Source organism: Haloterrigena salifodinae, from assembly GCF_003977755.1.
GTDB lineage: Archaea > Halobacteriota > Halobacteria > Halobacteriales > Natrialbaceae > Haloterrigena > Haloterrigena salifodinae.
In genome coordinates, this window is record NZ_RQWN01000001.1 from 314,216 (window position 1) to 334,424 (window position 20,209).

Sequence of the window (20,209 nt, forward strand, 5' to 3'; positions counted from 1 at the left end):
CCGCTGATTCCGATTTTCTAGTGGCCCTGTTCGTCCAGCACCGCTCGCTCCGCACGGCGGGTGACCTCGCGGATCGGAACGTCGGTCTCGCGCGCGACCGCCAGCGCGTCGTCGTGCTCCGCGCTCACGTCGTACATCTCGCCGTCCGCGTCGCTGGCGATTTTCACGGTCACCTCGTAGGTTTCGCCGTCGATCTCGAGGGCCACCGTCTCGAACGCCCGATTCGCGATCCACCGGTGGGTCGCGCCGGCGTCCCGCACGCCTAGCGTTCCGGTCTCTTCGGCCAGCGCTCGAGCGACCCGTTCCCGATCCGCGGGCTTGCAGATCACCTTCACGAGGTGGCCGGGGCGGGACTTCTTCATCGTCGCCGGCAGAATCGAAACGTCCCGCGCGCCCGCGGTGGCCAGCGTCTCCTGCAGGCCGCCCAACACCTCCGGCGTCGCGTCGTCGAGGTTCGTCTCGAGGACGGCGATGTCGTCCTTCACGAGTTCCCCCTGCGCGTCGCCGACCAGGACACGGAGAACGTTCGGGTGGGGATCGAGGTCGTAGCCGCCGGCACCGTAGCCGACCCCGCGGAGATCGAGCGAGGGCAACGAGTCGACGCCGTCGGCGAAGTGGCCCAGAATCGCCGCGCCGGTGGGCGTCAGCAGTTCGGCGTCGACGGGGCCGCCACGAAGCGGCCAGTCCGCTCGCTCGGCGATCTCGACGACGGCCGGCGTCGGGACGGGATACTCGCCGTGGCTCATCGAGACGCTGCCGCCGCCCGTCGCGAGCGGCGTCGTGACGATCCGATCGGGCTCGAGGTCGTGGACGAGCAGGGCGGCACCGACCACGTCGGCGATGGCGTCGTCGGCGCCCACCTCGTGGAAGTGGATCTCCGCTATGGACTCGCCGTGGACGCTGGCCTCGGCCTCGCCGAGTAGTTCGAAGATGGCGAGTGCGTCGCGTTCGACCGCCGGCTCGAGGTCCATCCCCGCGACGATGTCGCGGACCTCGCGGTAGCTCCGGTGGGGGCCGTGTCCCTCGGCGCGGACGTCATCTCCGTCGGAATGAGCGTGAGCGTCCTCGTCGGCGTGAGTGTGTCCGTCGTCGCCGTGCTCGTGTGCGTGGTTATGGCCGTGCTCGTGTGCGTCGTGGTCGGTATCGCCGTGGTCGTGACCGTGGCCGCCGTCGCCGCTGGACTCCCCGTCGCCGTCGTGCCCGCCGGGATCCGCCGCCGAATCGTCGGTCAGGAACACGTCGACCGTCGTCGACGAAATGCCGCACTTGACCGTCTCGTCGATTTCGTACGCCACCGCGAGGTCGTCCGTCACGGCCTCGAGGGCGTCGGGATCGGCGCCGGCATCGAGCAAGGCGGCGAGGATCATATCGCCGCTTGCGCCCATGCGGCCGTCGAACGCGAGGAGTTGCATAGCTAGGTCGCCGGGTGGAACGATCAAAAAGGCATCCTCTCGGCGCGACTCCCATGGAGGACGATCGGTGCCGCGCCGCGTTCTCGAGGCGGTGTCGGTACCACCAAAACCGACCGATGCCGGTACATCTATGTGCGCTGCCGTATCAGTTAGATATGGTATCAACTAGCACAGGCAACGACGTAGGCTAGCAAAAAACCTATCCGCTCACGAAGCGGAACCACTGACATCGCCGTCCATCCCGAATCATGAACGAAGTTCAACTGGAGGTTGCGAAGGCGTACCCGAACGACTCGGGTCGTGGTATCGCCCGACTCGACCCGGACACGCTGTTGCATCTGAAGCTGAGTCCGGGCGACATCATCGAAATCGAAGGCGCCGACACCACCGCCGCGAAGGTGTGGCGCGCCGACCGGCAGGACTGGAACACCGATACGGTCCGCATCGACGGGTTCACCCGTCAGAACGCCGACGTGGGGATCGGCGAACGCGTAACGATCCGCAAGGCAGAAGCCACGAAAGCGGATAAGCTCACCCTCGCACCCCCCGAGGAGGCGTCGGTCCAGTTCGGTTCCGACGCCGCCGGCATGGTGAAACGACAGATCTTGAAGCGGCCGGTCGTTGGTCGCGACATCGTCCCGGTCATGTCCTCGACGAACCATCCGTTCATGCGGTCGCCCGGCCAGGCGATTCCGCTCATCGCCGTCGAGACGGAACCCGAGGGCGTGGTCCTCATCACCGAGGACACCGACGTCGAGCTTCGCGAGGAGCCAATTTCGGGCTTCGAGAAGACCGGCGGCGGCATTACCTACGAGGACATCGGCGGTCTGCAAAGCGAGATCCAGCGGGTCAGGGAGATGGTCGAACTCCCGATGAAACACCCGCAGATCTTCAAGAAGCTCGGCATCGAGCCCCCGCAGGGCGTCCTGCTCCACGGGCCGCCGGGCACCGGGAAGACCCTACTCGCGAAGGCCGTCGCCAACGAGACCTCCGCGAGCTTCTTCTCGATTGCGGGGCCGGAGATCATCTCGAAGTACTACGGCGAGTCCGAACAGCAGTTACGGGAGATCTTCGAGGACGCGACCGAGGAGTCGCCGTCGATCATCTTTATCGACGAACTCGACTCCATCGCACCCAAACGGGAGGACGTCACCGGCGAGGTCGAGCGCCGCGTCGTCGCCCAGTTGCTGACCATGATGGACGGTCTCGAGTCCCGCGGTCAGGTCATCGTCATCGCGGCGACCAACCGCGTGGACTCGGTTGACCCCGCACTGCGCCGGCCGGGCCGGTTCGACCGCGAGATCGAGATCGGCGTCCCGGACGAAGTCGGCCGCGAGGAGATCCTCCAGATCCACACCCGTGGGATGCCCCTCTCTGACGACGTCGACCTCGGCCACCTGGCCGACGAGACCCACGGCTTCGTCGGCGCCGACATCGAGTCGCTGACGAAGGAAGCCGCGATGAAGGCCCTGCGCCGGTACCTCCCCGAGATCGATCTCGACGAGGAGGACATCCCGCCGAGCCTGATCGACCGGATGATCGTCAAGCGCCAGGACTTCCGCGGCGCCTTGAACGAGGTCGAGCCCTCGGCGATGCGGGAGGTGCTCGTCGAACTCCCGAAGATCTCCTGGGACGACGTCGGCGGCCTCCACTCCGCCAAGGAGCAGGTCCAGGAGTCCGTCGAGTGGCCCCTCTCGAACCCCGAGCGGTTCGACCGGCTGGGGGTCGATCCGCCAGCCGGCGTCTTGCTGTACGGGCCGCCGGGCACCGGGAAGACGCTCATGGCGAAAGCGGTCGCCAACGAGACCAACGCGAACTTCATCTCGGTGCGCGGTCCGCAACTCCTCTCGAAGTGGGTCGGCGAATCGGAGAAGGCCATCCGGCAGACCTTCCGCAAGGCGCGGCAGGTCTCCCCGACGGTGATCTTCTTCGACGAGCTCGACGCGCTCGCGCCGGGACGGGGCGGTGAAACCGGCTCGAACGTCTCCGAGCGAGTCGTCAACCAGCTCCTGACGGAACTCGACGGGCTCGAGGAGATGGAGAACGTGATGGTCATCGGCGCGACCAACCGACCGGACATGATCGACCCCGCGCTGCTGCGCTCGGGGCGGTTCGACCGGCTGGTCATGATCGGCGAACCCGACGTCGACGGCCGCGAACGCATCCTCGAGATCCACACCGAGAACACGCCGCTGGCCGCGGACGTCACGCTGCGCGAGATCGCCGAGATCACCGACGGCTACGTCGGCAGCGACCTCGAGTCGATCGCCCGCGAGGCGGCCATCGAGGCGCTGCGCGAGGACGAGGAGGCCGACATCGTCGAGATGCGCCACTTCCGGCAGGCCATGGAGAACGTTCGGCCGACGATCACGGACGACATCCTGGACTACTACGAGCAGATCGAAGAGGAGTTCCAGGGCGGCGGATCGGGCGGCCCCGGACCGACGGGTCGCCGCGACAGTCGGATCGGCTTCCAGTAATCGCACCCTCGGGCTGGACGCGTTATTTTTTGCGGTTTTCGATCGACGAGCAGTCGTTTCTCGGAGCGGCGTCTGAACTGAGCCTCACTATCGATGGGATACCAGCCGATAGCTACTCGAGTCTCTCTCTCGACCCGCGCCGTACGCCGGCCGCGGGAGTTTCCGATCGGTCGTCGGCTTACTCGCTCGACGATCGACCCAGATCCAGCGCGTGTCCGAACTCCTCGCGCAGCGCCCGTCGCTTGACGAGGACGAAGCCGACCGCGATGAAGCCGAAGCCGGCAGCCGTCGTCGCGTCGACGACTTCCCCAAGGTAGAGCCAGCCGACCAACGCGGCGACGATCGGCGCGACGTAGGAGACCATGTTGATCTCGACGGCGCCCAGCCGCTCGAGCAGATCGAAGTAGAGCAGAAAGCCCAGCGCGCTGGCGACCAGCGACAGGTAGCCCAGCGCGCCGAGCGCTTCGGGATGGGTCCACGTCGACGGCTCGAGCGGTTCGCCGAGCACCAGACTGACGCCGTGCATCAGGAGGGCGCCGCCGATCATCGACCAGGCCTCCATGGTCTCGATCGGGAGCGAGGCGTCGATCCGGCGGGTGAGGACGCTCCCCAGTCCGAAGGCGGCCGCCGCACAGAAGACGAGCCCCGTCGCGACGGCGTCGACCGACAGCAGGTTCGAGGGATCGGGGCGCGCGACGACCGCGACGCCGAGCAGGCCGACTAGGAGGCCGCCGACGCCGACTGGGGAAAGCGCGTCCGAGGGGACGAGCAGGCGAGCGAACCCGGTGGTCAGCACCGGCGAGAGGCTCACGACGATCGCGGCCGCGGCCGCCGTCGTGTGTTGCTGGCCGACGAAGAGGAAGGCGTGGTAGGCCGCGATCAACAGGACGGCACCGACGGCGACCAGCGACCACTCGCCGCGGTCGCGGGGTCGCCAGTCGTCGACCGCGACAGCGGCGTAGGCGAGCATCAGGACGCCCGCGATGTCGTACCGAAAGGCGGCGAACAACACCGGCGGGAAGTGGTCGAGGCCGGCGCTGATCGCGACGAACGCGGAGCCCCAAACGGTTGCGAGCGCGAGAAAGCGAACGAGATCGCGAAAGCGGCTCATACCGGCCGTCTCGTCGGCACGGTTCTACGCGTTTCGATTCGAAACGGGGTCGACGAACGGGATCGAAAAAGATCGGACGCTGTACGGAATGGACGGCCGCTGTACGACGAGTTGCGTTACCGCGATGTTCGAGGGTTAGAGCGACGGCAGTTCGCGGATCTCCGGCTCTTCCTCGGTTTGCCGAAACTGCTCGAGTAGCGGCTTGATATCGTCGAACCCGTCAGCGAGGACGATGTCGCCGTTGCGGAGGTCGTACTCGATGATGTCGTAGTCGGCGAGTCGCGGGAGGTGGTTGTGAACCAGCGAGACATAGACCCGCTGTCGGTCCTCCTTGTCGATCTCGACCGGGTGGACGTCGAACTCCCAGGCGGCGATCCGGGTGACGACGTCCTCGAGGTGGGCACCGCGGTTCTCGGCGAGCTGGTAGAGCAGGTATCGACGTTCGGACTCGGCGAGAAGAGAGCAGGCGGCTTCCATCCGGGTGGCGTTCGCGTCGTTCATACTCGATCAAGGCGTCCAGCCATATTACACCTACTGCCAACACAGATAGGGGCGATCGGCTGAACAGTTCGCTCGTGCCGTCCCAAAACCCGCCGATGGCGGGCCGGTATCCGATATCACCGACTGATAGCACCAGGCGATCGGAGCCGACCGACGTCGGGCGGCTCGACCGATGACGCCGACGCTCACGAACCCGGGACGACCGTCCGCTCGAGATTTCGCGGTTCGGGACCGGTTGATTCCCGAATACCGCTCCCTAAGCACCGTGATCACGGCGGCAAGGTGGGGACGTTCTCTCCGGATGTGCTGCCGTCAACGAGACGGATTCGTTCTACGGTTGTTACAGTAGTACACAGTACCGCAGGTATGTGGTATATGTTATCGCGGACAGAATAGTTAAGTTGGCGAGTGGCTTAGTCGTTCGTATGGCCGCTCACGGCCGGTCCAACCTGCGGGACCTGTTCGACGAGTCGCCCACACCGCACATCGCCCACCCCCCGCGCACCCATCACCGGGACTTCTACGTCGCCACCGACGGCTCCTTCCGGGAGTCCGGCGGCGGACTGGGCGCTGTTATCGAAACGCGCGACGGCACCCGCGTCGCCCGCGTCGCGACCGCGGACGCGCCCCCGGACAACAACGTCGCCGAGTATCGGGCGCTCCATCTCGGTCTCGACGTCCTCGCCGCTCGCGCGCCGCGAGACGCCTGCGTCGGCGTGCTCGTGGACCACGACTCGTTGGCCAGCAACGTCAACAGCACTATCCTTGCGACGAACCATCCGGACGGCAAATCGCCGCGTCCGGTCTCGATCCCGCCCGCGTCGCACAACCACTGGCGCGGTATCGAAGCCCGGCTCACCGGGTTCGGCGAGGTCAGGGCCGCGCGCATCGACAGCGGACAGAACCCGGCCCACCCACTCGCGAACGCCCCCGATCGCTACCGACACGTCAACCAGGAACCCGAGCGCTGCGTCCTGCCGGAGACGCCGGAACCGGCCGCCGCTGAGTTCCCGCCGCCGTCTCGAGCCGATCGTAACGGCGGGAGCGGGCGCGCCTCGGACTGACGCCGTCCTCCGCGTCCGCGACGGCGGCGCGGAACCGCCACCGTTATCTCGTCGTTCCGGCGACCACATTCTATGAGTCTTCGCGTCGCGGTCGCCGCCCCGTTCATCCAGAACGGCACCCGGCGCCTCCAGGAAAACGAGTTCGTGGTCGCGCTCTCGCTCGACCGCGACTGGTTCTCGCCCGACCAGTCGAAACGCCTGATCGACGTCGCCACCCAGGACGGCCTCCTCGAGCGCACCGACGACGCCCTCGAGGCCACGTTCGATCCCGGCGAGGTGACCGTCCCCGACGAGTTCGTCCCTGACGAGGAACTCCTACAGGAGCGCTCGGCGTTCGAACGCGTCCTCGACGCGCTCGTCGCCGAGGGGATGGAGAAACACGAGGCGGTCGGCGCCATCAACCAACTGCAGGACGACCTCGGCCTGACCATCGAGGCCGCCGCGGTCGTCTACGCCCGGCGGGAGGGCGTCGACGTGAGCGAACTGGTTCCCGTCGCGCGGGAGGCCCTCGCCGACGCGGAAGCCGAAGGGCGTTAGTTCCAGGCCGCCCGACCGGGTGTATGGTTGAGGAGCGGATCACCGACGGTCGCCGAATCGCCGAACTGCTCGCCTCCGAACTCGACGGCCGTGAGGACGACGAACTCGCGTCGATCGAGGTCGCGAACGCCGACCGCGACGTCGAGCCGACGACCGACGGTGCGCGCGCCTACGACGTGGCGCTCGCGCCCCCTCGCTCGGACGACGACGAACGGATCGCGCGCGTCTTCGTCCACGAGGATAGGGCCCGACTCGAGTTCGAGACGGGACAGGACGTCGCGGCCGAGGCTGCCGAGGACCTCGAGTTACGCGTCCGTCCGAAAGCGACGAAACCGCCGCGAACGCTCGTGTTCGTCGAGAGCGGCGCCGCGGTCAAACGGGCGACGGACGTCGTGAAAGCGGTGGTTCGGGCGGAAAAAACGGAATCGTTCTAGCGCGGACCGCCCGCGGTTCGGGCGGCGGATCCTCGCCGGCTCGGTTCAGTAGTCGTCGGGGGTGATTCGGTCCTGATCAGCGTAGACGAACGCCGTTCCTTCGTCAAACGCGAGATCCGTCACCGATCCCGAGTAGCGGAACCGGTGGTAGCCGGCGTCGATCGAGCCGACGGCCGTCTGTCCGTCCCGAATCGAGGCCGCCTCGCTCGAGTCGTCGCCGGCGATCGCCGCGATCCGTCCGTCGACGCTCACCTCGTAGCTCGCAGGCGAGCCGTTGCTGACGACCGTGAGGACGTGGTCGAGTTCCTCGCCGTACTCGTTGGGATCGACCCGCTCGTCGTCGAGGTAGACGCGGGCCGAGCCGTTGATCGTGAGCGACTCGAGGTCGCCGCTGAACTCGAAGGCGTCGCGCCAGCCCCGCAGCGAACCGCCCACGCGTCCGTCGACGATCGACGTGTCGTCGTTGATCGACGCGCCCTGGTAGTTCGTCGGTTCGGCGTCGCCGCTGACGCGGAAGTCGTAGCTGGTCTTGCCGATGATACCAACGCCGTCGATCAACAGCGTGTGCTCGGGGTCGTCAGCGGCGTGCCACGGCATGTCGCCCTTCCAGCCGTCGCCGGTCGCACCCGACTGCGGGTAGCGATCGAGGTTCGACTGTCGGTCGTCGACGAACGGCTCGGCCGGGCCGTCGACGGTGACGTCGACGAGCAGCGAGTCGAACTCCCAGGCGTGGCGGTCGTCGGCGACGCGGCCCGCGGCGCGCGTGCCGTCGTCGCTGACCCACATGCGGGACTCCTCGATCGTCCCACCGTTGTACGTGGAGGGCTCGATCGGTCCTTCTTCGACCTCGAAGTAGTAGTCGGTCGGCTCGCTCTCGCCCTCGGCGACGAACTCGTAGGTGTGTTCGAACGACTTGTGCCACGGCATGTCACCCTTCCAGCCGTCGCCGGTCGCACCCGACTGCGGGTAGCGATCGAGGTTCGACTGTCGGTCGTCGACGAGCGGCTCGGCCGGGCCGTCGACGGTGACGTCGACGAGTAGCGAGTCGAACTCCCAAGCGTGGCGGCCGTCGGCGACGCGACCCGCGGCGCGCGTGCCGTCGTCGCTGACCCACATGCGGGACTCCTCGACCGTCCCACCGTTGTACGTGGAGGGCTCGATGGGGCCCTCCTCGACCTCGAAGTAGTAGTCGGTCGGCTCGCTCTCACCTTGGGCGACGAACTCGTAGGTGTGTTCGAACGCGCGTTCGCCGTCACCGCTGTCGTCCGTCCCGTCGCCACCATCGGTGTTTCCGTCGTTGCTGCCGTCGGTTCCGTCGCCACCGCCGTCGGTGGGTTCGTCCGACGATCCGCTGTCGGTGCCGTGCCACGGCATGTCTCCCTTCCAGTCGTCGCCGGCTGCGCCCGAACGCGGGTAGCGATCGAGGTTCGACTGCCGGTCGTTGACGAGGGGGGTAGCCGGACCGTCGACGGTGACGTCGACGAGCGGCGAATCGAACTCCCAGGCGTGTCGGCCGTCGACGACGCGGCCCGCAGCGCGCGTGCCGTCGTCGTTAACCCACATGTACTCCGGTTCGATCGTCGCGCCGTTGTACGATGAAGGCTCGATCGGCCCTTCTTCGACCTCGAAGTAGTAGTCGGTCGGCTCGCTCTCACCTTGGGCGACGAACTCGTAGGTGTGCTGGAGGTTCTCGTGGTCGCCGCGGGTTCGCTGCTCACCGCCCGAGGCCGCCGCCTCGGCCGACGTGGGAACGCCGTCGGGAATCGAGAGATCGGGATCGCTCGAGACGGCGCTGCCGACGGTGACGGTCGAGCCGGCGCCCCGACGGATGTTGCCGCTGTAGCCGCCGCTCTCGAAATTGGCGCGGCCGGGCGAGTTGTTCGCGCCGGCGACCAGCGCGTACGGGTACGGGCCGTCGGAGAAGTTCGAGTCGCGGATGGTCACGGTGCCGCCGTTCCAGACCCAGACGGGGCGGCCGTTCGTCTCGCCGTAGCCGCCGTATCCCTGCCCGTAGTCGGTGTTGTCGTTGTACGCGACGCAACCGATGATCGCGTCGTTCCCGCTCGCGACGCGGTACGTCGAAACGCCGTTGTTCTTGCCGAGACAGTACTCGAATCGAGCGCTGCCGCCGTGGGCGGTGTTCGAACAGTAGAAGGCGTTGTTCGGCCACCCCTGTACGTTACAGCGGCGGAACGTCACGTCGGCGTTGTTGTTCCGGTGCATGAAGACCGCGCCGGGCCCGTGAACGAAATCCGCACCTTCCTTCGTCGACCCGTCGCCGAGATAGACGTTTTCGACGAGCACGTCGCCGCGGCCGGCGTTGATCGAGATCATGAACCCGTCGCCCCGGTGGAGGCCTTTGAAGCCGACGTTCCGGATCGTCGAGTTCGCTCCGTTAACCATCAACAGCACGCTGCTGCCGGTCGTGAGATCGATCAGTTTGTTCTCGAACGTTTCCCCGCTGCCGATGTTGATCGTCTGTCCCTGGGCCCGAATCACGTCGTAGTCGGCCGCGCTCGCAGCGCCGGTCGCTCCGGTCACTGCGGTCGCCGCGGCCGTCGTTGCCCCCGCCAATTTCAGGTACGAGCGACGGTCAAGTAACGTGTTATTATCCCCGTCATCCGCTCTCTCGGGGTTCGTGCCGCTGGATTCACCATCATCCAATACTGCAGGATCGCGTGCCATACGATGCTGTAATTCTCCGTTTCCTATATAAGTCTTCTCTTGATTATTGAATAAAATAATCAGAATATCATTGTACCGTGACCAAACGTATAATTATGATTGGTATTATGGGGATGGTTTTGATAAATAGTGGGCTGGTACGACGAGAGCCGGCGGGAGGCGTTTGTCCCTCGCAGCGAGCGTCTATCCGAGCGGCAGACGGGTTGCTTCGACGGACGTCCGGCCGCGACTAGACGTAGCCGAGCGCGCTCAACCGATCCTCGACCGCGTCGTCGTCGGCATCCGTCGCGTCGTCGGCCGCGACCGGCGGTTCCGAGATGACCTCCCGGCGCGTGGCGCCGTCGACCTCGAGCCACGGAACGGTCAGCAACTGATCGACGTGGAGTCCGCGCGGGTGGCCGTACAGCCGGATCGGCACGGGAACGCCCCGCTCGCCGATCAGGTTTCCGTGGTCGGCGGTCACCACGCTCTTTCCGTCGAGCGCCTCGAGGAGGGACTCGACGTGGGGAAGAACGATATCGAGGTTCTCCCGGTAGGCGGCCACGACCGTCTCGACGTCGATATTCCGGTCGTGGATGAGTCCGAACCAGGGGTTGGGCGCGCTCGAGCGCTCGTCGTCGTCCAGGTGGTGCTCGAGACCCTTGTGCGAGAACTGTTCCCCGGTCGGGCCGAGAAACGGGAAGTGGGGCTGCATGAAGTGGACGATGAGCCGTTTGTCGGGGAACCGGTCGCGGGCGGCGATCGCCTCCTCGACGACCGCGTCCGGCCGGACGGTCCGGGCGTCCTCGTCCCAGCAGCGATCCAGGAGGTCAACGACCGCGTGAAACACGTCGCCCTCGAGTTCGTAGACGTGGGGGTTAGCGGTGACGTACACCGTATCGTGGAGGTCCTTTCCAGCGAAGTTCGCCTCCATGAACTCCCAGCTATCGCTGCCCCGGGATCGTTTCCGGGAGAGCGTCCCCTCAAGGTCCGACTGGGCGGCGAACATATCGTGCCGACAGCCGTCGAGGATGAGCAGGTTGTCCCAGTCGGCGTCCATCACATCGACGCCGTCGTCGGTTCCCCGGCGCTCGTTTCGAAACTGGGCCGCCCGCGAGTTGATCCGCAGACCGAGCGTGAACAGTTCCTTCTGGAGGAGCCTGGGATTTCGAACGACCTTCTGGAGGTTCTCGAGCGAGTATCGCTCCGGAAGAACGGATCGAGTAGCCATGTGTTCGAACCCGTGACTCACATCGTCCTTTGTTAGTCTCCCGTGACGACCGATTATCCCGCTGTTACCTTAGACGTAGCCGAGTTTCTCGAGGCGGTCCTGTACGCCCGCGTCGACGTCGTCGGTCGAGCCGTCGTCGTCGTCCTCGAGTGCCCGTCGCTTGGACTCGATCGCGTCGGTCTCGAACCGGTCGGTCGCCCAGTCGGGGACGGCCCATCGCAGTTCGTCGCCACTCGAGCCGTCCGTTTCACCCTGGGCCTCACTCTCGTCACCGACGCGGCGCTGCCAACACGGGCGGTCGCGATCGAGTTCGTACTCGCGGCGGCTCCCCAGCGAATCCCAGACGTACTTCGTCGATCCGTCGTAGGCCGCCCGCATCAGCCGATCCCAGTACTCCAGTCGATCGGGCGGTTCGGGACCGGCGCTCATGCCGACGTGTTCCGCGACGACGCGGTCGGCCGTGGGATCGACGACCTCGTCGCGGGCCATCGCCGCGAGCAGCGACGGCAACTCGAGGTGAGAAACGAACTCGGATTCGGTTTCGGGGTAGCCCTCGGGCGGATTGACGACGAGCAGCGGCACGTGTAACAGTCCCTCGGAGAGGCTGCTCTTGTGGCGGACGAGTCCGTCCTCGCACTTGTACCCCTGATTCTCGCCGTGATCGGCGGTGATCACGACCGTCGTCTCGCGGGCCGTGTTCGCCCGCACCCAGTCGACGAAGTCGGCGATCGTCCGGTCGAGGTAGTCGATCGCCGCGCCGTACAGCTCGCGGCGCGTCTCGAGGAACTCCCGGTGCTCCTCGGGGGTCTCCATCAGTTCCCAGACGGTCCGATCGGCCGTCGTGAACGCGTTCGACGCCGCGTGAAGCGATCGGTCGAACGCCCGGAGGTTCCGAAGCGGGGTGTGGGCCTCCATGAACGAACCGAACAGGACGAACGGTCCGTCGGTGTCGTCGATCAGCCGCCTCGAGGTGCGGGTGACGGCGCGCGCGCCGTCGTCGAACAGCTTCGGAATCGGCGCGTCCTCGGAGACCGTATCGAGGAAGCCGGTAACGCCGTTGGCGAGGCTGTACAGCGGTCGATCGTGGGTGAGCGCGGTACGGAGGAAGTCGAGGTAGACGGCCGGTCCCGACCGGTCGCTGGCCGAACGAACGGCGACCGGATCGGCTCCCTCCGGAAACCGGTAGGCCTCGGTGACGTCGACGAACTCGTCGAAGAACGCGTCGAAGCCGTACGGCGAGCCGGCGAAGACGTTCGTACTCACCCCCAGCGCCCGGTGTGACTCGAGGTCCCCGAAGAGCGTCTCCGAGCGATCGATCCCGGAGACGGACGGGTCGTGGGTGTGAACGCCGTGTTCGTGCGGGAGCGCCCCGGTCACCATGCTGGCGTAGCTCGGGGCGCTCCAGGAGCTCGCGGCCCGACACTGCTCGTACGACAGGTCGGCCCGCCCGTCGAGCCGCCGGGCGCACGCGTCGAACGTGTCCTTCCTGACGGAGTCGAGACAGAGCAAAACGACGTTTCGCATAGCGGTCACTCTTCTCGAACACTCATTGTTACGAACCTGTTATCGGCGATCTCCCGGAGTGGGTGACCAGTTACAGATCGATTATCACGAGTTGCGACGACAGTCATCGTTCGAATACTGACCGCTGGACCGACCGTCGTCCCGCCTCCGCGCGAACCGCCAGCGGCGCGCGGAGCTCAGTAGCGTCTCGAGACCGCGGGGACGGTAACCGGCCCACTACAAAAGGGGATGTCGGAGAATCCATCGACGATGTCGAACGACTCTGCCGGAATCGCCGATCTCCGCTCCGTCGCCGACGGCGCGTCACTGCACTATCTCGGCACCGTCGTCGTCAACGTCGTCGGGTTCCTGTTGAACATCCTGTTGACCCGGCTGCTCGGCGCCAGCGTGTACGGGATCTACGCCTATGGGACGATGATCCTCAACGCAGTGTTGCTGTTCGCCACCGTCGGGACCGACGTCTCGATCACGAAGTACCTCTCGGCGAACCAGGACGATCCCGCCTACCAGCGCCGGATGCTCGGGTTGGCCTACCTGACGACGATCGTCGGCAGTCTCGTCACCGCGGCGATCGTCTACACCGTCGCCCCGACGATCACCGCCCACACGCTCGAGGAGCCGATGCTGACGATCGCCCTCCGAATCTTCGCCATCGCGTTGCCGTTTCAGGCGCTCGGCAAGATCGCCTCGAGCACGGTTCGAGGCCTCGAGAAACCGACCGAGAAGACCGTCATCATGGTCGTCGGACCGACGATCAGGCTCGTCGCGGTCGCGGCCGCCGTGGCGCTCGGCTACTCGCTGCTCGGTATCGCGGCGGCGTTCGCGGTCGCGGCGGTGATGGCCGCGTTGTTCGGGATCGGCTACTCGCTGTCGCGAACCGATCTCCGACCGTCCGGACGCTTCTCTCGGTCCGAGACGACCGAGTTTTACAACTTCTCGGCGCCGTTGACACTCTCGAAGGCCTCGTCGTTCCTGTTCAAACGCGTCGACGTCTTCATGGTCGGCTTCCTGCTTGCATCGGCCGACGTCGGGATCTACAACATCGCCGTCCTGCTCGCGGGCGTGATCGCGATGCCGCTGGCCGGCTTCAACCAGTTCTTCCCTCCGGTGGCCTCGCGGCTGTACTCGAACGAGGAGTACGACACGCTCGAGTCGATATACGCGACCGTCACCCGCTGGTCGATCACGGCCTCGGTCGCCATCGCACTCCCGTTGTACGTCTACCGGACCGAGGTGCTCACACTGTTCGGTCCCGAGTTCGTCGCCGGGACGCTCGTCGTCACGCTGTTTATCGCCGGGCAGTTGTTCAACGCCGCCGCCGGGCCGGCAAACGACCTTCTGACGATGACCGACCACCAGTACCTCGTGATGGGCAACCACTTCGTCTTCGGCGTCTGTAACGTCGTCCTCAACTACTACTTCATCCTCGAGTTCGGGCTGATCGGCGCCGCGCTCGCGACGGCCACCGTCCTGGCGACCCTGAACGTCGTCCGCGTCCTCGAGGTGTGGTACCTCGAAGGGTTGTTCGCCTACTCGCTGGCGCTGTGGAAGCCCTGCGTCGCCACCGCCGTCAGCGCCGTCGTCATGTACGGACTCCGGCTGTACCTCGGCGGGACGGTCGTCGTCTTCGTCGGCGGGGCGGCCGGCACCGCCGCCTTCCTCGGGACGCTGTACCTGCTCGGGCTCGACGAGCAGGACATCCAGATCGCGGACGAGTACCTCGGACTGGTCTCGTAAGCGGCGAGAATCGACCGCCGGATCGAGGCCGCTCGTTCGCCGCCGCTACTCGAGGTCCTCGAGAATCGTCGGCAGCTCGATTGCGATCGACGCCTGTTCGATGTGCGCCACCGCGCGCGGATCGCGGTCGGGTCCGTCCTTGAGGAGGACCTGGATCGCGTCCATGCCGGCGTCGGTCGACCCCGAGACGTCGGCCTCGACTTCGTCGCCGACGTAGACGGCATCGTCGGGGTCGACGTCCAGTTCGGCGGCGATGGCTTCGAACGCGCGCGAGTCGGGTTTGCCGGCCTCGAGTTCGCCGGTGACGAGCGCGGCGTCGAAGGCGTCCTCCCAGCCCAGCGTCGCGAGTTTGTCCCGCTGGGCGCGAACGGGGCCGTTTGTGAGCAGGCCAACGCGGTACTCCCCGCGGAGGTCCGCGAGCATCGACTCGACGCCGGGCAGGGGCTCGAGCGCGTCGGCGATCGTCTCCCGATAGGCGTTGGCGACCGCGCCGGGATCGGCGTCGGTCTCGCGGTCGTCGAGCAGGTCCGCGAAGATCGGTTTGCGCGTCTCGCGGGTGAGGTTCCGTCGGTGGGCCGCGAGGTACTCCTCGCGGGAGAGCGACGGCGCGTCGGCGGCGGTCGTCGCCTCCGAGAGCAGCGTCGCTCGGTCCCGCGTAGGGACGGCCAGCGTGTAATCGAGGTCGAAGATGACCGCCCGTGGCATAGGTATCACGGGGGACTCGAGGAGGTTGAAGCTATCCCTTTTCGAACGGGTGACACCCCCGACATCATTTGCCGGCCGTCGGTCGCTCAGTCGGCCAACCCCTCGATGAGAAACTCCGCGGACGAGTGATTCGTCGCCAGCGCGACGTCGTGAACGTCACAGATCCGCAACAGCGCCGAGATATCGGGTTCGTGGGGCTGGGCCCGCAGCGGATCCCGGAGGAAGACGATGCCGTCGAGTTTGTCCTCCGCGACCTCGGCGCCGATCATCAGGTCGCCGCCGAGCGGGCCCGACTCCTTGCGCTCGATCTCGAGGTTGGTCTCCTCCTGTAGCCGTTTGCCGGTCGTGCCGGTCGCGATCAGTTCGTACTCGCGGAGTTGGGCCTCGTGGGTCTGTGCGAACTCGATCAGATCGGGCTTCTTCTCGTCGTGGGCGATCAGCGCGACGCGAGTCATAGCGAACGATCGATCCCCGACGGGATAACGCTAGGCTCCGCTTGGCCCGGTTCGGCAAGTCAAAACTCCTCGACGTGCGGCCGGAGGTCCAACTCGAGGGTCCACGAGGACCGATCCTGCGTGACGAGATGCCAGTAGGAGTCGGCGATGGCGTCCGGATCGAGATACGCCACCGCGTCGCGATCGGATTCGTCGACGTCTGGCGGCCGGATCCCCCCGTCGATCACGACGTGGGCGACGTGGATCCCCTCGGGGCCGAGTTCGCGGGCCATCGACTCGGCCATCCCGCGGACGGCGAACTTGGCCGCGCTGAAACCGATCGCGCCCTCTCGGCCGCGGATCGCCGACGTCGCGCCGGTGAAGATGATCGTGCCGCCGTCCCCCGCAAGCATGTCGTCGACGACCGCCTGCGAGCACAGTAAGGCGCCGATGGCGGAGACGCGCCAGGCCCGTTCGAACGCGTCCGGCGAAATCTCCCGTAGTCCCTGCCAGGCGCCGCCGCTGGCGTGATTGACGAGGACGTCCACCGGACCGAACTCGTCGCGGACCGCGCGAAAGCCCGCCTCGACCTGCTCGGGGTCCGTGATGTCCGTCGGAACGGCGACGGCGTCGTCGCCGAGGTCGTCCGCCAGGTCCTCAAGGTAGTCCGCCGACCGGGCGAACAGCCCGACCTGACAGCCCTCGTCGACGAACTTGCGGGCGAGCGATTCTCCGAGACCGGGACCGACGCCGGCGATCACGGCTGTGCGCGTCATGTGGCCAGCGACGGTCGCGCTGACTACCGTTCGGGGGCCAGCATTCGCGGGGTCCGATCGACCGGCGCGGGCCAGCGAACGGCTCTGGAAAAACGGCCTCTCTCCTCGAGCGGGAACGTCTCCGTGTGGAACGACGGACAATTTCGATTATCGGGATGTCCTGCAACGGTTGCGAACGGAACGTCGAGAGCGCGCTGACGACCATCGAGAGCGTCTCGGACGTGGCGGCCGACCACGAGGACGATGTCGTCGAGGTCGTCGTCGACGACGTAACGGCGGACGACCTCCACGCCACCATCCGCGAGACCGGCGAGGCGGTCCCCGACGCCGTCGGTGCGGTCGTAGGCCTTCCGGATGCTCTCGGCGCAGAACGAGCAGCTCATTCCACCGACGGCGAACTGTTCCCGGGCGATCCCCATCGTTTTCGTCTTACTAGGGACTCGAGCGCCAAAAGCGACCGCTCAACACCGATCGCGGCGGCGGCCGATTTCGCGACTGCCGCGACGGTGACGGACCCGACGGCCGATTTTTGTCCGTGGCGACCGCAAACGACGTATGAGCGACTCGAGCGGGGCCGACGACCGATCGGCGAGACACGTCTGGTCTGCGGGCCGCTATCCCGCGATGGCGCCGAACATGCTGCCCGCCATCGCGCGACTGGTCAACGCCGCAGGGATCGATCCGGGCAACCGCGTCCTCGACGTCGGCTGCGGGACCGGCAACGCCGCGCTGACGGCCCGCCGGTCGGGCGCCGAGGTCGTCGGCCTCGACCTCGCACACGGCATGCTCGAACTCGCCCGCGAGAACGCCGCGCTCGCGGGGTACGACGATATCGGCTGGCTCGCTGGCGACGCCGAGGCGCTCCCGGTCCCCGACGGCGCGTTCGACGTCGTCCTCTCGAACTTCGGCCACGTGTTCGCGCCGGACTCGACGGCCGCCGGCGCGGAACTGTGCCGCGCGACGAAATCGGGCGGCCGAGTCTGCTTTACAGCGTGGTCGCCCAACGGCGTCGTCGGCGATCTCACCGAGGTGCTGACCGACCACGTCGACGAGTCGCCCAGCGACCCGTGGTCGCACCTCCGGTGGGGCGATCCCGCGTTCGTCCGCGAGCAGTTCGCCGATGTCGCGGACCCCTCGTTCCAGCGACGCCACCTCGAGTTCCGCTACGCCACGCCCCACCACTTCTGGCGGGAGTTCGCCGAGGAGTCCGGCCCGCTGTCGCCGGTCCTCCGGCGGATGGACGACGACGAGTCCCGCGACGCGCTCCGCCGGGACGCCGTCGCGGCCTTGGAGGAGTGGTTCGGCGACAACGCGATCCGCGTCGAGTATCTGCAGGTTCGGGCCGTCCTCGAGTGACGGCGTGCACCGGCGGATCCTCGATCGACCGGCACGGTCAGAGCGATCGCTCGCCGCCGGCATCGAGCGTCGCCGCGTAGACGACGAGCGCCGGCAGCACCGACTCGATAGCGCCGCGGTTGAACTGCCGGACGAACTCGCCGAGGTCGTCGATCGTCGACTCATCGAACCCGCGCTCGGAGAGGGCCGACGGCGACAGCTGCGGGACGTACGGAAGTTCGGCGCAGTGATCGTCGACGACCCCGTCGGCGTCGTCACAGCCGCGCTCGAAGGCGTCGCTCTCGAGGACGTCCGCGAGGTCCGACCAGGCCGGTTCGAGATAGTTCGGCCACTGGGCGAGACAGCGATAGATGCTCGGCAGCCCGTCCTCGAGGCCGTGAAAGTCGCGGATCTCGTCGACGGTCGGCTCGAGGTCTGTGGGAACCGCACCGTCGTCGAGCATCGTCACCGACAGGCCGCGGTCGCGGTCGAGCCACTCGGGAAGGGGCGCCGTCGACGGCTCGCCGGTCGGCTCCGGATCCGGAAGCTCGTCGTTCATCGCCCGATCGCAGACCGCGAACGTAAACGCCAGCCGCGGCGCCACGACGTCGAACGTCGCGACCTGGCCGCGGAGTTCGCGCCACTCGACCGGTCGGAGATCGAGGTCGGCACGCCGGTAGCGCGGGACGTCCGCGGGGGAATCCTCGAGCGACGAGAGCACTGCGTCTCGGTAGGAGACGGTGTATCGACCAAACGCGCGCGTCTCGAAGAGCGGCTTGCATTGGGCCCACAGGTGTCGAGTGAATTCGGGTTCGTTGGCCGTCAGCGTCCGGAAGAACCAGTTGACGATCGGCGCGCGAAACGTCCCCTTGACGTCCTCGTACAGACCGCGGCGCCAGCCCGTCGCCTCCCGTTCGTACAGCTGTTTGCTCGGGTCCATGCGAGTTGCCACGACGGAGACGACCATCAGTCTCGGGCCGGCAGCGGTTCGAACGGATTCGAATCGCACTCGACTCGCCCGCGGTCCGATTCACCGCCGGGCCAAGCTATTTCGCCGTTCGCGGGGTACCGAGACCGTCATGTCGTTCGATCCCGACGCGGTCGAGACGCTCGCGTTCGACTCGTACGGTACGCTCGTGGACGTTTCCGCGGTCGCCGAACCGATCTCGGAACGCGTCGACGACTTCGACCCCTCTCTCGTCGCCAAAATCTGGCGCCAGCGCTCGCTGGCGAACGCGATGGTCGGCAACGCGATCAGCGAGTACGACGCGTTCTACGAGATGAACCGCAACGCCCTGCGGGTTGCACTCGAGACGGTCGGCGTCGAACTCGACGCGGACGAGCGCGAGGAGATTCTCTCGACGTACCACGAGCTGCCGGTCTTCGACGACGTCCGCGACGGTATGGAGCGCTTCCGGGACCTCGGATACGACTGCTACGTCGTCTCCAACGGAAACGAGGAGATGCTCGAGTCGCTGGTCGAGGGCGCCGACCTCGAGGACGTCCTCGAGGACACCGTCAGCGCCGACGAGATCGAGCAGTTCAAACCCCAACCGGAGCTCTACCGCCACGCCGCCGACGAGATCGGGACGCCGATCGAGGAGATCGCGTTCGTCGCCGCGGGCTGGTGGGACGTCCCCGGTGCGATGAACGCCGGAATGCAGGGCGTCTGGATCAACCGGTCGGACACGCTCTGGGGACCCTACGAGACGGAACCAGACCTGACGATCGACAGTTTCCACGACCTGGCCGAGGAACTCGAGACGACCTGATCGAGGCGCGACGACTCTCGAGTGACAGCAGTCTTCGAGAAGACGTGCGTCAACGGTCAGCCGCGAGCGCGACTCTCCTCCGGCTGGTTTCGCAGCGGCCGGCCATCCAATATAGTATAGAGAACCATTAAAGAGGCTCCACGGCCAGAGGGGGGATAATGAGCGAACAGGTCGTTCTCACGTCGAATACCGCCCCGGACGCCGTCGACGACGTTCCGCCGAGCGCGAAACTGGTGTTGACCGTCCTCGCACACGAGGGCTCTCTCACGCAGTCGCGACTCGCCGAGGAGACCATGCTCCCCGCCCGAACGGTCCGCTACGCCCTGAAGCAACTCGAGGAGCACGACCTCGTCGATTCCCAGATCTCGTTTGCGGACGCCAGACAGCACGTCTACTCCATCAACGGCGAGCGGTTCGCGGAGTCGAACGCTCGGTAACCGGGACGACCCTCGCCGCTCGGACTCGAGGGCTGTTCCGAACGGATCACGCTGA

The 20,209-nt window shown here is 66.7% G+C and carries 18 protein-coding genes and 1 pseudogene; 9 read left to right on the top strand and 10 right to left on the bottom strand.

Annotated elements, in window-relative coordinates:
- Positions 1-17 precede the first annotated feature (17 nt).
- Positions 18-1,412 (bottom strand): nickel pincer cofactor biosynthesis protein LarC, encoded by a 1,395-nt coding sequence (larC, locus tag EH209_RS01565; protein ID WP_126661239.1) that lies wholly within the window; start codon positions 1,410-1,412, stop codon positions 18-20.
- A gap of 248 nt (positions 1,413-1,660) precedes the next feature.
- Here larC and EH209_RS01570 point away from each other — a divergent pair, with 248 nt between their 5' ends.
- On the top strand, positions 1,661-3,892 hold the full coding sequence (locus EH209_RS01570; RefSeq protein WP_012943348.1) for a CDC48 family AAA ATPase: 2,232 nt from the start codon (positions 1,661-1,663) through the stop codon (positions 3,890-3,892).
- Positions 3,893-4,070: 178 nt separating this feature from the next.
- On the opposite strand, the gene EH209_RS01575 is transcribed toward EH209_RS01570, so the two are convergent.
- Both EH209_RS01575 and EH209_RS01580 read right to left on the bottom strand, forming a co-directional pair.
- Positions 4,071-5,003: a DMT family transporter gene (locus tag EH209_RS01575; RefSeq protein WP_126661240.1), complete on the bottom strand. Its 933-nt coding sequence runs from the start codon at positions 5,001-5,003 to the stop codon at positions 4,071-4,073.
- Between the two features lie 135 nt (positions 5,004-5,138).
- On the bottom strand, positions 5,139-5,504 hold the full coding sequence (locus EH209_RS01580; RefSeq protein ID WP_126661241.1) for a DUF7344 domain-containing protein: 366 nt from the start codon (positions 5,502-5,504) through the stop codon (positions 5,139-5,141).
- Between the two features lie 425 nt (positions 5,505-5,929).
- Between EH209_RS01580 and EH209_RS01585 the strand changes: the two genes are divergently transcribed.
- The 3 genes from EH209_RS01585 to EH209_RS01595 all read left to right on the top strand — a co-directional run bounded on the left by EH209_RS01585 (position 5,930) and on the right by EH209_RS01595 (position 7,539).
- Complete coding sequence (locus EH209_RS01585) at positions 5,930-6,568, top strand: ribonuclease H (RefSeq protein WP_126661242.1); 639 nt, start codon at positions 5,930-5,932, stop codon at positions 6,566-6,568.
- A 72-nt stretch (positions 6,569-6,640) separates the two neighbouring features.
- Entirely contained in the window at positions 6,641-7,105 is a 465-nt protein-coding gene (locus EH209_RS01590) for a DUF2240 family protein (protein ID WP_126661243.1), read from the top strand.
- A 23-nt stretch (positions 7,106-7,128) separates the two neighbouring features.
- The gene (locus tag EH209_RS01595) at positions 7,129-7,539 is read left to right on the top strand and encodes a hypothetical protein (protein WP_126661244.1); all 411 of its coding nucleotides are present in this window, start codon (positions 7,129-7,131) and stop codon (positions 7,537-7,539) included.
- Between the two features lie 45 nt (positions 7,540-7,584).
- Here EH209_RS01595 and EH209_RS01600 read toward each other — a convergent pair whose 3' ends face one another.
- From EH209_RS01600 to EH209_RS01610, 3 genes are all read right to left on the bottom strand, one after another.
- Positions 7,585-10,224 (bottom strand): hypothetical protein, encoded by a 2,640-nt coding sequence (locus EH209_RS01600; RefSeq protein ID WP_126661245.1) that lies wholly within the window; start codon positions 10,222-10,224, stop codon positions 7,585-7,587.
- Between the two features lie 229 nt (positions 10,225-10,453).
- Positions 10,454-11,434, bottom strand: coding sequence for a hypothetical protein (locus EH209_RS01605; RefSeq protein WP_126661246.1), 981 nt, complete (start codon positions 11,432-11,434; stop codon positions 10,454-10,456).
- Between the two features lie 69 nt (positions 11,435-11,503).
- Positions 11,504-12,958 carry a sulfatase-like hydrolase/transferase gene (locus EH209_RS01610; protein ID WP_126661247.1) on the bottom strand — a complete coding sequence of 485 codons (1,455 nt, stop codon included), beginning with the start codon at positions 12,956-12,958 and terminating at the stop codon, positions 11,504-11,506.
- 249 nt (positions 12,959-13,207) lie between these two features.
- On the opposite strand from EH209_RS01610, the gene EH209_RS01615 reads away from it, so the two are divergent.
- Positions 13,208-14,695, top strand: coding sequence for a flippase (locus tag EH209_RS01615; protein WP_126661248.1), 1,488 nt, complete (start codon positions 13,208-13,210; stop codon positions 14,693-14,695).
- 45 nt (positions 14,696-14,740) lie between these two features.
- On the opposite strand, the gene EH209_RS01620 is transcribed toward EH209_RS01615, so the two are convergent.
- From EH209_RS01620 to EH209_RS01630, 3 genes are all read right to left on the bottom strand, one after another.
- On the bottom strand, positions 14,741-15,400 hold the full coding sequence (locus EH209_RS01620) for an HAD family hydrolase (RefSeq protein WP_126661249.1): 660 nt from the start codon (positions 15,398-15,400) through the stop codon (positions 14,741-14,743).
- Positions 15,401-15,486: 86 nt separating this feature from the next.
- Positions 15,487-15,855 (bottom strand): methylglyoxal synthase, encoded by a 369-nt coding sequence (locus tag EH209_RS01625; protein ID WP_126661250.1) that lies wholly within the window; start codon positions 15,853-15,855, stop codon positions 15,487-15,489.
- A 59-nt stretch (positions 15,856-15,914) separates the two neighbouring features.
- Positions 15,915-16,610 (bottom strand): SDR family NAD(P)-dependent oxidoreductase, encoded by a 696-nt coding sequence (locus EH209_RS01630; protein WP_126661251.1) that lies wholly within the window; start codon positions 16,608-16,610, stop codon positions 15,915-15,917.
- Between the two features lie 155 nt (positions 16,611-16,765).
- Here EH209_RS01630 and EH209_RS24505 point away from each other — a divergent pair.
- Together EH209_RS24505 and EH209_RS01645 are read left to right on the top strand one after the other, a co-directional pair.
- Positions 16,766-16,861 (top strand): annotated as a pseudogene (locus tag EH209_RS24505) (cation transporter); the annotation flags it as partial.
- A gap of 304 nt (positions 16,862-17,165) precedes the next feature.
- A complete protein-coding gene (locus EH209_RS01645) occupies positions 17,166-17,966 on the top strand; it encodes a class I SAM-dependent methyltransferase (RefSeq protein WP_126661252.1) in 801 nt (266 codons plus the stop codon).
- 37 nt (positions 17,967-18,003) lie between these two features.
- Here the strand turns inward: EH209_RS01645 and EH209_RS01650 are convergent, their stop codons facing one another.
- Positions 18,004-18,885: a halocarboxylic acid dehydrogenase DehI family protein gene (locus EH209_RS01650; RefSeq protein ID WP_126661253.1), complete on the bottom strand. Its 882-nt coding sequence runs from the start codon at positions 18,883-18,885 to the stop codon at positions 18,004-18,006.
- A gap of 139 nt (positions 18,886-19,024) precedes the next feature.
- Between EH209_RS01650 and EH209_RS01655 the strand changes: the two genes are divergently transcribed.
- Together EH209_RS01655 and EH209_RS01660 are read left to right on the top strand one after the other, a co-directional pair.
- Positions 19,025-19,717: a haloacid dehalogenase type II gene (locus tag EH209_RS01655; protein ID WP_126661254.1), complete on the top strand. Its 693-nt coding sequence runs from the start codon at positions 19,025-19,027 to the stop codon at positions 19,715-19,717.
- A gap of 158 nt (positions 19,718-19,875) precedes the next feature.
- Entirely contained in the window at positions 19,876-20,154 is a 279-nt protein-coding gene (locus EH209_RS01660; protein ID WP_008894912.1) for a MarR family transcriptional regulator, read from the top strand.
- Positions 20,155-20,209 lie beyond the last annotated feature (55 nt).

What these genes read in the sequence shown, in the direction of transcription:
- larC (WP_126661239.1), bottom strand. Translation starts at nt 1,412, where the DNA reads ATGCAACTCCTCGCGTTCGACGGCCGCATGGGCGCAAGCGGCGATATG.
- EH209_RS01570 (WP_012943348.1), top strand. Translation starts at nt 1,661, where the DNA reads ATGAACGAAGTTCAACTGGAGGTTGCGAAGGCGTACCCGAACGACTCG.
- EH209_RS01575 (WP_126661240.1), bottom strand. Translation starts at nt 5,003, where the DNA reads ATGAGCCGCTTTCGCGATCTCGTTCGCTTTCTCGCGCTCGCAACCGTT.
- EH209_RS01580 (WP_126661241.1), bottom strand. Translation starts at nt 5,504, where the DNA reads ATGAACGACGCGAACGCCACCCGGATGGAAGCCGCCTGCTCTCTTCTC.
- EH209_RS01585 (WP_126661242.1), top strand. Translation starts at nt 5,930, where the DNA reads ATGGCCGCTCACGGCCGGTCCAACCTGCGGGACCTGTTCGACGAGTCG.
- EH209_RS01590 (WP_126661243.1), top strand. Translation starts at nt 6,641, where the DNA reads ATGAGTCTTCGCGTCGCGGTCGCCGCCCCGTTCATCCAGAACGGCACC.
- EH209_RS01595 (WP_126661244.1), top strand. Translation starts at nt 7,129, where the DNA reads ATGGTTGAGGAGCGGATCACCGACGGTCGCCGAATCGCCGAACTGCTC.
- EH209_RS01600 (WP_126661245.1), bottom strand. Translation starts at nt 10,224, where the DNA reads ATGGCACGCGATCCTGCAGTATTGGATGATGGTGAATCCAGCGGCACG.
- EH209_RS01605 (WP_126661246.1), bottom strand. Translation starts at nt 11,434, where the DNA reads ATGGCTACTCGATCCGTTCTTCCGGAGCGATACTCGCTCGAGAACCTC.
- EH209_RS01610 (WP_126661247.1), bottom strand. Translation starts at nt 12,958, where the DNA reads ATGCGAAACGTCGTTTTGCTCTGTCTCGACTCCGTCAGGAAGGACACG.
- EH209_RS01615 (WP_126661248.1), top strand. Translation starts at nt 13,208, where the DNA reads ATGTCGAACGACTCTGCCGGAATCGCCGATCTCCGCTCCGTCGCCGAC.
- EH209_RS01620 (WP_126661249.1), bottom strand. Translation starts at nt 15,400, where the DNA reads ATGCCACGGGCGGTCATCTTCGACCTCGATTACACGCTGGCCGTCCCT.
- EH209_RS01625 (WP_126661250.1), bottom strand. Translation starts at nt 15,855, where the DNA reads ATGACTCGCGTCGCGCTGATCGCCCACGACGAGAAGAAGCCCGATCTG.
- EH209_RS01630 (WP_126661251.1), bottom strand. Translation starts at nt 16,610, where the DNA reads ATGACGCGCACAGCCGTGATCGCCGGCGTCGGTCCCGGTCTCGGAGAA.
- EH209_RS01645 (WP_126661252.1), top strand. Translation starts at nt 17,166, where the DNA reads ATGAGCGACTCGAGCGGGGCCGACGACCGATCGGCGAGACACGTCTGG.
- EH209_RS01650 (WP_126661253.1), bottom strand. Translation starts at nt 18,885, where the DNA reads ATGGACCCGAGCAAACAGCTGTACGAACGGGAGGCGACGGGCTGGCGC.
- EH209_RS01655 (WP_126661254.1), top strand. Translation starts at nt 19,025, where the DNA reads ATGTCGTTCGATCCCGACGCGGTCGAGACGCTCGCGTTCGACTCGTAC.
- EH209_RS01660 (WP_008894912.1), top strand. Translation starts at nt 19,876, where the DNA reads ATGAGCGAACAGGTCGTTCTCACGTCGAATACCGCCCCGGACGCCGTC.